This window comes from Photorhabdus luminescens subsp. luminescens, assembly GCF_001083805.1.
Classification (GTDB): Bacteria; Pseudomonadota; Gammaproteobacteria; order Enterobacterales; family Enterobacteriaceae; genus Photorhabdus; species Photorhabdus luminescens.
Genome location: NZ_JXSK01000014.1, coordinates 1 through 12,358, shown reverse-complemented (window position 1 = coordinate 12,358; position 12,358 = coordinate 1). Strand labels below are relative to the sequence as shown.

Genomic DNA, 12,358 nt, shown 5'->3' with positions numbered 1-12,358 from the left:
CAGACCCGTGAAAAATTGGGTGGGCTGACAGCGGTTGATTACTCTTGTTCCCTTCGCAGGTATTAACCCGATCAGGTTCCGCGGATCCCGAATTAACGGTCTCAGCCTGTGTATGCTGCGATAAGACAGCTTACGCTAGGCACTCCGACAAGAAAGTAAGCAGTAGTATAGAAGGGATTGTGAAAACTACAACCCTTACTGATTGAAAGTATTTACAGTGACCAGGTTAATTGTTTCCAGTCATGTTGTTGTGCTTGGGCTTTTAAACGGGTATCGGCATTGACCGTAATGACTTCGTCGGCGAATTGACACATTGGTAGATCATTAATTGAATCACTGTAAAAACGAATAATTTCAGGATAATTATTTTGTTGTTCCAGCCACTGTTTTATTCGTTTAACTTTCCCTTCACGAAAAGTCGCAATACCGTCTATTTGACCGGTATAACAGCCATTTTCCACCACCATATCAATGCCCAGAGCAGTGTGAATACCTAATTCGATGGCAATCTTTTTCACAATAAAAGAGACTGTGGCTGAGATGATAATAACTGGGACTTGCTGTTGTTGATACTCAGTAATAAGCGCTTTGGCTTGCGGATAAAATCGAGGTTTGATTTTTTCGTTAATAAATTCAGTCAGCCAAAGATCAACTTGTTCTTGTGGAATTTGATGCAGTGTTTGCAGGCTAAATGCCAGATAACCACTCATATCCAATGAGCCTGCGCTGTAATCAGCCATCATTTTTTTATCTGCCTCGATAAAACTTGGATCAGTAATGATGCCTTTTTCCCATAAAAATTCTGTCCAGATAGTGCTGGAATCCCCGGAAATTAAGGTGTCATCTAGATCAAACACGGCAAGCAATTGTGACATGGTGTTATGTTCCTCGGGTCAAAGTATATTAATAGTTGAGAATAATGCTTATTACAGTTAAATCGAGCAATATGGTATATGGCAATAGTAATAAAGCACGCTTTTTTGATTAAAAAGAGTATGATTTATACAGATATTAAAATTAAGATGTCATAGTGATGATGCAACAACAAATTACAGGTACAGAAAGTGGCTGGTGGGTTATCAGCGATGAAAATCGTATTTGGCTCCCTAAAGGCGAATTACCTTTTGGAATGGCAACTCAATGGTCACTGCAAGAAAAAATAGCCTTGCTTATTGGTGAGTGGCAAGGTGAGAAAGTTTGGCTTATTCGTCAGAAAATGGCTGCAAATATGGTTTCTTTACGAAACATTATTTCAAGTGAGCGCGGTTTATTTCAATTAGCTGGCCGGGGAGTGCAATTGGCGGAATTTTATCGCTCTCATCAATATTGTGGTTATTGCGGTAGTGAAATGCGCCATAGTATTAATGAATGGGCTTGTTTGTGTCATCACTGCCATGAACGTTATTATCCGCAAATTGCACCCTGTATTATTGTCGGTATTCGTCGGGATGATCATATTTTGTTGGCTCAACATCAGCGTCATCGTGGAGGTATTTACACCGTACTGGCGGGATTTGTTGAAGTCGGTGAAACACTCGAAGAAGCTGTGGCCCGAGAAGTGATGGAAGAGAGTAATATTAAAATTCGCAACTTACGTTATGTGGCTTCTCAACCGTGGCCTTTTCCTCATTCATTGATGATGGCATTTCTGGCTGATTATGATGGTGGTGAGATCCGTCATGATCCGAAAGAGCTAATTAGCGCAGGTTGGTATCATTATGATCAACTGCCATTGATTCCGCCACATAATACTATTGCCCGTCGGTTGATTGAAGATACGATTGTTCTGTGCCGAAATACATAATGTACAGTTGCGCAATTCAACGGGAGAGATCTACCTATCATGTTACAATGGCGTCTAATCATTGTAGTCAGATTATATTGCGGCCAATAAATAGATGGAGCCTGTCATGAATGAGCTGAAAAACGACCGTTATTTGCGAGCTTTACTACGTCAACCCGTTGATGTTACACCTGTTTGGATGATGCGCCAGGCTGGCCGCTATTTACCTGAGTATCAAGCTACTCGTGCTGAAGCCGGTGATTTTATTGCTTTGTGTAAAAACACTGAACTCGCTTGTGAAGTGACTTTACAACCTTTGCGGCGTTATCCGCTGGATGCGGCAATTCTCTTCTCTGATATTCTCACCATTCCTGATGCTATGGGACTGGGACTCTATTTTGAAGCAGGTGAAGGCCCGCGTTTTAAATCTCCTGTTTCCAGCCGTGCTGATGTGGAAAAACTGTCGGTGCCTGATCCGGAAATGGAGTTGGGTTATGTGATGGATGCAGTACGCGCGATTCGTAAGGCGTTGGCGGGTCAGGTTCCTTTGATTGGCTTTTCCGGTAGTCCGTGGACACTGGCGACTTATATGGTGGAAGGGGGCAGCAGTAAGGCATTCACTAAAATTAAAAAAATGATGTATGCCGAACCTGCCGTAATGCATTTGTTGCTGGATAAGCTGGCAGACAGCGTTATTCTTTATCTCAATGCTCAGATTAAAGCAGGCGCTCAGTCTGTGATGGTTTTTGATACTTGGGGCGGGGTACTGACGGGGCAGGATTATCGGGAGTTTTCCTTGCATTATATGCACAAAATTGTTGATGGCCTGATCCGTGAAAATGAAGGTCGTCGTGTGCCGGTGACATTGTTTACTAAAGGTGGCGGGCAATGGCTGGAAGCAATGGCTGAAACCGGTTGTGATGCGCTTGGTTTGGACTGGACGACAGATATTGCCGATGTGCGCCGTCGTGTGGGGAATAAAGTCGCTTTGCAGGGTAATATGGACCCATCTATGTTATACGCTTCTCCAGAGCGGATTGAGCAGGAAGTTTCGACAATTTTGCAAGGTTTTGGCGCGGGTTCTGGTCATGTCTTTAACCTTGGTCATGGTATCCATCAGGATGTGCTGCCGGAACACGCGGGTGTATTTGTCGAAGCGGTACATAAACTTTCAGCTAAATATCATCAGTAAAAATATGATTAATACGAAAGCGCTACGTCAGGAACAAATAGAAAAAGCTCAACAAGTTATCCGTTATGATGATTTTTCCCCACCTAAATTGATTGCTGGCGCTGATGTGGGTTTCGAACAACAGGGGGCGATTACTCGCGCAGCGATAGCGGTTCTTTCTTATCCTACCCTTGAACTGGTGGAATATCAGGTAGCCCGCATTGATACTACGCTGCCTTATATCCCCGGTTTACTCTCTTTCCGTGAATACCCAGCATTGATGGCTGCCTGGCAGTTGTTGAAACACATACCTGATCTGGTGATGGTGGATGGTCATGGCATTGCTCATCCACGCCGTTTAGGTGTTGCCAGCCATTTTGGTTTATTGGCGAATGTACCTACCATTGGTGTGGCGAAACGTCGTTTATGTGGTGAAAGTGAGCCATTGGGAGAACAGCCCGGCAGTTGCCAACCTTTGTTTGATAAAGAGGAACAGATTGGTTGGGTATGGCGAAGTAAAAAACGTTGTAATCCATTGTATATTTCTACAGGGCACCGAGTCAGTCTTGATAGTGCATTGCTATGGGTGGAACGTTGTATGAAAGGTTATCGCTTGCCTGAAACAACCCGTTGGGCAGATGGCGTAGCCTCAAATAGGCCATTTTTTGAACAAATGATACAGAAAAATCCTTAAATTCGGTGTAAGCGTGTGGATATTCTTGAATTTCAGGTAAACTGCGGAGCAAATTGTGCATAATGAGTAAAAACTAATGTTACGAAACCCGATACATTTACGGCTGGAAAAACTTGAAGGCTGGCAGCATCTGACCTTTATGGCAAGTCTGTGCGAGCGGATGTATCCAAATTACCAGATGTTCTGTCGCCAGACAGCGTTTGCAGAACCTGCTCTTTACCGCCGTATTCTGGATTTGGTGTGGGAAATATTAGTTGTAAAAGATGCCAAGGTGAATTTTGATAATCAGCTGGAAAAGTTGGAACAAGTTATTCCCGCAGCGGATGATTACAATATTTACGGTGTGTACCCGGCAATTGATGCATGTATTGCATTAGGGGAAACTATTCATGCTCGTCTGAGTGGTGAAACATTGGAGCATGCAATTGCAGTGAGTGAAATTTCAATCCGCACTGTCGCTATGCTTGAAATGACTCAGGCTGGGAAAGAAATGACCGATGAAGAACTGAAAATGTTACCTGCTATTGAACAAGAGTGGGATATCCAATGGGAAATTTATCGCTTATTGGTTAGCTGCGAAGAGCGGGATATTGAGTTGATTAAAGGATTGAAAGCTGACCTCCGGGAGTCAGGAACGAGTAACATTGGCATAAATTTAACGCAGTAAAGTGAAAAAACGTGATTTAATGCTTTAAATGCCATGTCCAAAGGCTTCACTTTTGCCCCCACTCTGTTCTACATTTGGGGGGTGAAAAGAAGTGGCTATCGGTGCGTGTATGCAGGGGTGCTGTCATTCGGCATATCCGTCGCACTCGATGCTTTGCAAACGATAAACACACTGTAAGGATAATCTATGAATAAGACTGAATTAGTTGATGCAATCGCAGAAAGCACAGACCTGACTAAAGCTCAGGCAAAAGCTGCTCTGGAATCAACTTTGAATGCAATCACCGAATCCCTGAAAGCGGGCGATTCAGTACAACTGGTCGGTTTTGGTACTTTCAAAGTTAACCACCGTGCAGAACGTACTGGGCGTAACCCGCAAACCGGTAAAGAAATTACAATCGCGGCTGCAAACGTACCTGCATTTTCTGCTGGTAAGGCTCTGAAAGACGCAGTTAAATAATTTCATTGCAAAAAAGAAAAAATAGAAGGGGTATGATTTATCCCCTTTTGTTGGTTCGTCAGGGGCTGATGACACTAGGATTCGTCTTCGCGCTCAGCGCCTGTACCAATCAACCTAAAGAACCTTCTTTCAGCGCAAGTGGATTCATTGCAGATGATGGCGTTGTCCGCTTGTGGCGTCTCAACGATCAGAATAGTAAACCTCGGGTGCTAATGAGTGTTTACAGCCCTTACCGTAATAACAATACTGTCGTGACTTTTTATGAATATAAGCAGGGCGATTTGCGCCAAATTCGTCGTGAGATTTTGAATGATAAAAATCCACTGTCTGAACAGCTTCGTTTGGATAAATCCGGTGATGTGATTTTTATGCAAAAACAGTCGAAAACGCGACGTGAACTACTTTCCAGCGATGATATTGTTCGTATGCAGTTTGACGCTAAACGAACGCTTGAATTAAGCGATGCTTTGATCGTGGGAAATGTGCGTTTGATGCAAGGGCACTGGAATAACGGTAAAGTCACTACTTGTGCAGGTGAAACGATTTCTGTTGAGTTTGAGCCTTACGCGAGGTCATGGCTTGAGCAGCGCGAAAAAAGCAGCTACGGCCAATTAACCATTGCCTGGTTGGAAGCGCCTGTCGGCCGTGAATTATTATTGGTGGCTAATAATGACTTTTGTCGTTGGGAACCGACGAAGGACAGCCTCTGACCTTCGTCAGTTTTATGATTACTTCAAGCGGTTAATTGCCCGATATCCGATATCCTTGCGGTAAAAACAGCTATTCCATTCAATCTCTTCTGCTTGTTGGTAAGCATTTTTCTGTGCATCTATAATAGTTTCGCCCAATGCTGTAACGCATAGAACGCGCCCACCGGCGGTAACCACGTCATTGCCTTGCATTGCCGTACCTGCATGGAAAACCTTGCTACTTTCATTTTCTTGTTGGGGCAAGCCATGAATAATATCCCCTTTGCGATAATCAGCAGGGTACCCGCCGGCAGCGAGTACCACACCCAGAGCAGGGCGCTCATCCCAATGAGAAGTTTTACCAGCAAGCTCGCCTTTTGCTCCGGCCAGACAGAGTTCAACAAGATCAGAACGCATACGCATCATGATGGGTTGCGTTTCCGGATCACCAAAGCGACAATTAAATTCAATCACTTTCGGTTCGCCATTCTGGTTGATCATCAAACCGGCATAAAGAAAACCAGTATAGACATGGCCCTCAATAGCCATACCATTAACGGTAGGATAAATAATCTCTTCCATAATACGCTGGTGGATTTCATCGGTGACGACTGGAGCGGGAGAATAGGCTCCCATACCGCCGGTATTTGGGCCCGTGTCGCCGTCACCTACGCGCTTATGATCCTGACTGGTTGCCATTGGAATAACATTCTTGCCATCGACCATAACGATAAAACTAGCTTCTTCACCGGCTAAAAACTCTTCAATAACAATACGGTGGCCTGCATCGCCAAATGCATTTCCGGCTAGCATATCTTTTATCGCGGATTGGGCTTCTTCCAGTGTTGTTGCAACAATCACACCTTTACCCGCAGCCAGCCCGTCAGCTTTTATAACAATAGGAACGCCGACTTTATCCAGGTAGGCAAGAGCGGGTTCGATTTCGGTAAAATTCTGATAAGCCGCCGTTGGGATTTGATGGCGTGCCAGAAAATCTTTGGTAAAGGCTTTTGAACCTTCTAATTGAGCGGCAGCTTGAGTTGGACCAAAAATAGTCAATCCGGCTTTTTGGAATGCATCGACGATACCCATCACCAATGGCGCTTCGGGGCCAACGATAGTTAGTCCAATATCATGGCTTTGAGCAAATACTAACAAACCGTTGATATCTGTCGCTGAGATGTCAACATTTTCGAGATTACTTTCCAGAGCAGTTCCTGCATTTCCTGGAGCGACATAGATTTTACCAGCTAAAGGAGATTGAGCTGCTTTCCATGCCAGAGCATGTTCGCGTCCACCGCTACCAACAATTAAAATATTCATCAGATTAACTCCTGCTATTGATTAGTGGCGAAAATGGCGCATGCCGGTGAAAATCATAGCAATACCGTGTTCATCAGCCGCGGTAATCACCTCGTCGTCACGGATTGAACCGCCGGGTTGGATAATGCAACTCACGCCGACAGCCGCGGCGGCATCAATGCCGTCACGGAATGGGAAAAAGGCGTCAGACGCCATTGCGCATCCCTGAACTTCCAAACCTTCATCGGCTGCTTTGATCCCTGCAATTTTTGCGGAATAGACACGGCTCATTTGGCCTGCGCCAATACCGATGGTCATATCATTTTTTGCGTAAACAATGGCATTGGATTTGACAAACTTAGCAACCTTCCAGCAGAACAGAGCATCTTTCATTTCTTGCTCTGTGGGTTGACGTTTGGAAACCACACGTAAGTTAGTTGCTGCTACCATACCAAGATCGCGATCTTGTACCAGTAGACCGCCATTAACTCGTTTAAAATCAAGACCAGCAATTCGGGTTTGCCATTCACCACATACCAGAACGCGGACATTTTGCTTGGTAGCCAGCACCGGTAATACATCTTTATTCACTGAGGGGGCGATAATGACTTCGACGAATTGGCGGTCGATAATCGCTTGTGCAGTTTTAATATCAAGTTCGCGGTTGAAAGCAATAATACCGCCGAAAGCGGAGGTTGGATCTGTTTTGAATGCGCGATCATAAGCTTCGTGGATATCTTTCCCAATTGCTACGCCGCATGGGTTAGCGTGCTTAACAATAACGCATGCAGGCTCCGCGAATTCCTTAACGCATTCTAGCGCTGCATCGGTATCGGCAATGTTGTTATAGGAAAGAGCCTTGCCTTGTAACTGAGTTGCAGTTGCAATAGATGATTCAGAGAGATTCTCTTCTATATAGAAAGCAGCGTCCTGATGGCTGTTCTCACCGTAACGCATATCCTGCTTTTTAATGAAATTCAAATTCAGAGTACGAGGGAAACGTCCTGATGGTTGAGTTGTATCACCATAATAAGGAGCAACCAGTTTGCCAAAATAGTTAGCAATCATGCTGTCATAAGCAGCAGTGTGTTCAAAAGCCTTAATGGCTAAATCGAAGCGAGTCGGTTGTGTTAGTGACCCCTGATTGTTATCCATCTCTTCAATGATTTTTTCGTAATCATTACTATTAACCACAATTGCGACATCTTTATGGTTCTTAGCCGCAGAGCGAACCATAGTTGGACCGCCGATATCAATGTTTTCAACGGCATCTGCCAAAGTACAATCCGGTTTGGCGACGGTCTGAGCGAATGGATATAGATTCACAACCACCATATCGATCAGTGAGATTTGATGCTGCGCCATGATTTCATCATCTTGTCCACGGCGGCCAAGGATTCCGCCATGCACTTTAGGATGCAACGTCTTAACACGGCCATCCATCATTTCAGGAAAGCCGGTGTAATCTGAAACCTCAGTAACCTTTAGATCTGATTCAGCGAGTAAACGAGCTGTGCCGCCAGTAGAAAGCAATTCGACACCGCGTTGAGATAAGGCTTTTGCAAATTCAACAATCCCTGATTTATCGGAAACGCTAAGCAGGGCACGACGGATTGGACGAAGCTGTTGCATTGATTTGATCCCTTGGATTTTGTCAGGCAGTAACATGTCATTGGGAAGAACCCACTATAATCAGGACATAAAAAATGGGCACTGCAATAACATTTCAATATAGTCAGATAAAATCACTTGATGATTTTAACCACCGAATTGTAACGAAAACGTTTGCGTGATGCTCGATAAATTTTCATTCAACTAGCCATATGTGGATAAATCTGTTGGTAAGTGGGTATAAAGTAGAGCTTTGCTGTGGGATTAATCAAACGATCAATTTTTTTCAAAATAATTATTGCCAGCACCAAAGAATTCCCTATAATGCGCCACCACTGACCGACACAACGCTGATAAACGTTGTCAGGCCAGGCAGAGAAAAGCCAATAAATACTTGACTCTGCGGGCGAACAGCGTAGTATACGCAGCCCGGCTGAACGAGAATGTTAATTTTTGATTCGGCCTGCTCTTTAACAATTAATCAGACAATCTGTGTGGCACTCACAAGACCGTATCACAAAAAAATACGTTTTAAAGTCTTGAAGAGTGAACAACAGTTAATTCATTACGAACTAACAGTCAGTTTCTTTGAGCATCAAGCTTTCAATTGAAGAGTTTGATCATGGCTCAGATTGAACGCTGGCGGCAGGCCTAACACATGCAAGTCGAGCGGTAACAGGAAAGCGCTTGCGCTTTTGCTGACGAGCGGCGGACGGGTGAGTAATGTCTGGGGATCTGCCCGAGGGCGGGGGATAACCACTGGAAACGGTGGCTAATACCGCATAATGTCGCGAGACCAAAGTGGGGGACCTGAAAGGGCCTCACGCCGTCGGATGAACCCAGATGGGATTAGCTAGTAGGTAGGGTAACGGCTTACCTAGGCGACGATCCCTAGCTGGTCTGAGAGGATGACCAGCCACACTGGGACTGAGACACGGCCCAGACTCCTACGGGAGGCAGCAGTGGGGAATATTGCACAATGGGCGCAAGCCTGATGCAGCCATGCCGCGTGTATGAAGAAGGCCTTCGGGTTGTAAAGTACTTTCAGCGGGGAGGAAGGGTTCAGCTTGAACAGAGCTGGATTTTGACGTTACCCGCAGAAGAAGCACCGGCTAACTCCGTGCCAGCAGCCGCGGTAATACGGAGGGTGCAAGCGTTAATCGGAATGACTGGGCGTAAAGCGCACGCAGGCGGTCAATTAAGTTAGATGTGAAATCCCCGGGCTCAACCTGGGAATGGCATCTAAGACTGGTTGGCTGGAGTCTCGTAGAGGGGGGTAGAATTCCATGTGTAGCGGTGAAATGCGTAGAGATGTGGAGGAATACCGGTGGCGAAGGCGGCCCCCTGGACGAAGACTGACGCTCAGGTGCGAAAGCGTGGGGAGCAAACAGGATTAGATACCCTGGTAGTCCACGCTGTAAACGATGTCGATTTGGAGGTTGTGGCCTTGAGCTGTGGCTTCCGAAGCTAACGCGTTAAATCGACCGCCTGGGGAGTACGGCCGCAAGGTTAAAACTCAAATGAATTGACGGGGGCCCGCACAAGCGGTGGAGCATGTGGTTTAATTCGATGCAACGCGAAGAACCTTACCTACTCTTGACATCCAGAGAAGACCTCAGAGATGAGGTTGCGCCTTCGGGAGCTCTGAGACAGGTGCTGCATGGCTGTCGTCAGCTCGTGTTGTGAAATGTTGGGTTAAGTCCCGCAACGAGCGCAACCCTTATCCTTTGTTGCCAGCGCGTAATGGCGGGAACTCAAAGGAGACTGCCGGTGATAAACCGGAGGAAGGTGGGGATGACGTCAAGTCATCATGGCCCTGACGAGTAGGGCTACACACGTGCTACAATGGCGGATACAAAGTGAAGCGACCTCGCGAGAGCAAGCGGAACACACAAAGTCTGTCGTAGTCCGGATTGGAGTCTGCAACTCGACTCCATGAAGTCGGAATCGCTAGTAATCGTAGATCAGCATGCTACGGTGAATACGTTCCCGGGCCTTGTACACACCGCCCGTCACACCATGGGAGTGGGTTGCAAAAGAAGTCGGTAGCTTAACCGCAAGGAGGGCGCTGACCACTTTGTGGCTCATGACTGGGGTGAAGTCGTAACAAGGTAACCGTAGGGGAACCTGCGGTTGGATCACCTCCTTACCTGAGATGCGTTGAGTGCAGTGCTCACACAGATTGTCTGATGAAAGAAGAGAATGACGTTATCGCGATAGGCTTGTAGCTCAGGTGGTTAGAGCGCACCCCTGATAAGGGTGAGGTCGGTGGTTCAAGTCCACTCAGGCCTACCAAACGCTTTTCCTCTTTGCCATTTTAAACGCTGCATTACTCATGTGCTTGCGCACACTGCGTGATTCGCGTTGAAACTGGCGGTGATGAAAAGGTTTGGATAACACCGTGTGATAGCGGAAGATTCTGTATGGGGCTATAGCTCAGCTGGGAGAGCGCCTGCCTTGCACGCAGGAGGTCAGCGGTTCGATCCCGCTTAGCTCCACCATACTAAAAGTCATTCAGAGTATATTGGCGACAGTATGCTGCGAATGATTTTGCTCTTTAACAATCTGGAACAAGCTGAAAAATTGAAACAGTCGATAATATCGCCGAGGTATTATTGACGAGTCTCTCAAGCTGAGCAATCCGAGACAGTTTCGGGTTGTGAGGTTAAGCAATTAAGCGTACACGGTGGATGCCTAGGCAGTCAGAGGCGATGAAGGACGCGCTAATCTGCGAAAAGCGTCGGTGAGCTGATATGAAGCGTTATAGCCGGCGATGTCCGAATGGGGAAACCCAGTGCAATACGTTGCACTATCATTAACTGAATCCATAGGTTAATGAGGCGAACCGGGGGAACTGAAACATCTCAGTACCCCGAGGAAAAGAAATCAACCGAGATTCCCCCAGTAGCGGCGAGCGAACGGGGAGGAGCCCAGAACCTGCATCAGCCACAGCATCAGAGGAACGGTCTGGAAAGGCCGGCGAGAGAGGGTGACAGCCCCGTACTCGAAGATGGCGTGGTTGTGAGTTCGACGAGTAAGGCGGGACACGAGAAATCCTGTCTGAAGAAGGGGGGACCATCCTCCAAGGCTAAATACTCCTGACTGACCGATAGTGAACCAGTACCGTGAGGGAAAGGCGAAAAGAACCCCGGCGAGGGGAGTGAAAGAGAACCTGAAACCGTGTACGTACAAGCAGTGGGAGCCCCACCACCAAAGCGTTTCGCTTTGCGTGGCGCACAAAATGCGTAACGACATCACTGATGCGCGGTTGGCGGAGCGACAGCGACGCCCAACACAATCATCAAGCAGTGGAGCGTTTTGGGGTGGGGTGACTGCGTACCTTTTGTATAATGGGTCAGCGACTTATATTCTGTAGCAAGGTTAACCGCATAGGGGAGCCGCAGGGAAACCGAGTCTTAACTGGGCGAAATGAGTTGCAGGGTATAGACCCGAAACCCGGTGAGCTAGCCATGGGCAGGTTGAAGGTTGGGTAACACTAACTGGAGGACCGAACCGACTAATGTTGAAAAATTAGCGGATGACTTGTGGCTGGGGTGAAAGGCCAATCAAACCGGGAGATAGCTGGTTCTCCCCGAAAGCTATTTAGGTAGCGCCTCGTGAGTTCATCTTCGGGGGTAGAGCACTGTTTCGGCTAGGGGCCATCCGGCTTACCAACCCGATGCAAACTGCGAATACCGAAGAATGTCATCACGGGAGACACACGGCGGGTGCTAACGTCCGTCGTGAAGAGGGAAACAACCCAGACCGCCAGCTAAGGTCCCGAAGTCATGGTTAAGTGGGAAACGATGTGGGAAGGCCCAGACAGCCAGGATGTTGGCTTAGAAGCAGCCATCATTGAAAGAAAGCGTAATAGCTCACTGGTCGAGTCGGCCTGCGCGGAAGATGTAACGGGGCTAAACCATGCGCCGAAGCTGCGGCATTCAGAGGACAGATTTCAGAAGACAGAGGACGGAATGATGTC

9 protein-coding genes, 2 tRNA genes, 2 rRNA genes and 1 riboswitch are annotated in these 12,358 nt (G+C 46.8%); of the genes, 10 read left to right on the top strand and 3 right to left on the bottom strand.

Features of this window, described 5'->3' with window-relative positions; genetic code table 11:
• Positions 1-31: 31 nt before the first annotated feature.
• Positions 32-157, bottom strand: a riboswitch (TPP riboswitch).
• A 55-nt stretch (positions 158-212) separates the two neighbouring features.
• Positions 213-875 carry an HAD family hydrolase gene (locus TI10_RS22610; RefSeq protein ID WP_049585680.1) on the bottom strand — a complete coding sequence of 221 codons (663 nt, stop codon included), beginning with the start codon at positions 873-875 and terminating at the stop codon, positions 213-215.
• Positions 876-1,036: 161 nt separating this feature from the next.
• Between TI10_RS22610 and nudC the strand changes: the two genes are divergently transcribed.
• From nudC to TI10_RS22580, 6 genes are all read left to right on the top strand, one after another.
• Positions 1,037-1,804 carry an NAD(+) diphosphatase gene (gene nudC, locus TI10_RS22605; protein WP_049585780.1) on the top strand — a complete coding sequence of 256 codons (768 nt, stop codon included), beginning with the start codon at positions 1,037-1,039 and terminating at the stop codon, positions 1,802-1,804.
• A gap of 106 nt (positions 1,805-1,910) precedes the next feature.
• Entirely contained in the window at positions 1,911-2,975 is a 1,065-nt protein-coding gene (gene hemE / locus TI10_RS22600) for a uroporphyrinogen decarboxylase (RefSeq protein ID WP_049585678.1), read from the top strand.
• A gap of 4 nt (positions 2,976-2,979) precedes the next feature.
• Positions 2,980-3,648, top strand: a complete 669-nt coding sequence (gene nfi / locus TI10_RS22595; protein WP_049585676.1) for a deoxyribonuclease V — start codon at positions 2,980-2,982, stop codon at positions 3,646-3,648.
• Positions 3,649-3,724: 76 nt separating this feature from the next.
• Positions 3,725-4,315 carry a YjaG family protein gene (locus tag TI10_RS22590; RefSeq protein WP_049585675.1) on the top strand — a complete coding sequence of 197 codons (591 nt, stop codon included), beginning with the start codon at positions 3,725-3,727 and terminating at the stop codon, positions 4,313-4,315.
• A gap of 186 nt (positions 4,316-4,501) precedes the next feature.
• A complete protein-coding gene (hupA, locus tag TI10_RS22585) occupies positions 4,502-4,774 on the top strand; it encodes a nucleoid-associated protein HU-alpha (protein WP_012776594.1) in 273 nt (90 codons plus the stop codon).
• Between the two features lie 32 nt (positions 4,775-4,806).
• Positions 4,807-5,484 (top strand): DUF1481 domain-containing protein, encoded by a 678-nt coding sequence (locus TI10_RS22580; RefSeq protein ID WP_049585672.1) that lies wholly within the window; start codon positions 4,807-4,809, stop codon positions 5,482-5,484.
• An 18-nt stretch (positions 5,485-5,502) separates the two neighbouring features.
• Here the strand turns inward: TI10_RS22580 and purD are convergent, their stop codons facing one another.
• Complete coding sequence (gene purD / locus TI10_RS22575; RefSeq protein WP_049585670.1) at positions 5,503-6,786, bottom strand: phosphoribosylamine--glycine ligase; 1,284 nt, start codon at positions 6,784-6,786, stop codon at positions 5,503-5,505.
• Positions 6,787-6,807: 21 nt separating this feature from the next.
• Positions 6,808-8,397, bottom strand: coding sequence for a bifunctional phosphoribosylaminoimidazolecarboxamide formyltransferase/IMP cyclohydrolase (purH, locus tag TI10_RS22570; protein ID WP_049585668.1), 1,590 nt, complete (start codon positions 8,395-8,397; stop codon positions 6,808-6,810).
• Positions 8,398-8,980: 583 nt separating this feature from the next.
• Here purH and TI10_RS22565 point away from each other — a divergent pair.
• The 4 genes from TI10_RS22565 to TI10_RS25745 form a co-directional block, all read left to right on the top strand.
• Positions 8,981-10,525: ribosomal RNA gene (locus TI10_RS22565) — 16S ribosomal RNA — on the top strand.
• 69 nt (positions 10,526-10,594) lie between these two features.
• Positions 10,595-10,671: transfer RNA gene (locus tag TI10_RS22560), tRNA-Ile, on the top strand.
• A 130-nt stretch (positions 10,672-10,801) separates the two neighbouring features.
• Positions 10,802-10,877, top strand: a tRNA-Ala gene (locus TI10_RS22555).
• A 162-nt stretch (positions 10,878-11,039) separates the two neighbouring features.
• Positions 11,040-12,358 (top strand): 23S ribosomal RNA (locus tag TI10_RS25745); the annotation flags it as partial.

Excerpts from the sequence above, each read along its gene's own strand:
- nfi (WP_049585676.1), top strand. The coding sequence starts at position 2,980 with ATGATTAATACGAAAGCGCTACGTCAGGAACAAATAGAAAAAGCTCAA.
- purD (WP_049585670.1), bottom strand. The coding sequence starts at position 6,786 with ATGAATATTTTAATTGTTGGTAGCGGTGGACGCGAACATGCTCTGGCA.
- hupA (WP_012776594.1), top strand. The coding sequence starts at position 4,502 with ATGAATAAGACTGAATTAGTTGATGCAATCGCAGAAAGCACAGACCTG.
- hemE (WP_049585678.1), top strand. The coding sequence starts at position 1,911 with ATGAATGAGCTGAAAAACGACCGTTATTTGCGAGCTTTACTACGTCAA.
- TI10_RS22580 (WP_049585672.1), top strand. The coding sequence starts at position 4,807 with ATGATTTATCCCCTTTTGTTGGTTCGTCAGGGGCTGATGACACTAGGA.
- TI10_RS22610 (WP_049585680.1), bottom strand. The coding sequence starts at position 875 with ATGTCACAATTGCTTGCCGTGTTTGATCTAGATGACACCTTAATTTCC.
- nudC (WP_049585780.1), top strand. The coding sequence starts at position 1,037 with ATGCAACAACAAATTACAGGTACAGAAAGTGGCTGGTGGGTTATCAGC.
- TI10_RS22590 (WP_049585675.1), top strand. The coding sequence starts at position 3,725 with ATGTTACGAAACCCGATACATTTACGGCTGGAAAAACTTGAAGGCTGG.
- purH (WP_049585668.1), bottom strand. The coding sequence starts at position 8,397 with ATGCAACAGCTTCGTCCAATCCGTCGTGCCCTGCTTAGCGTTTCCGAT.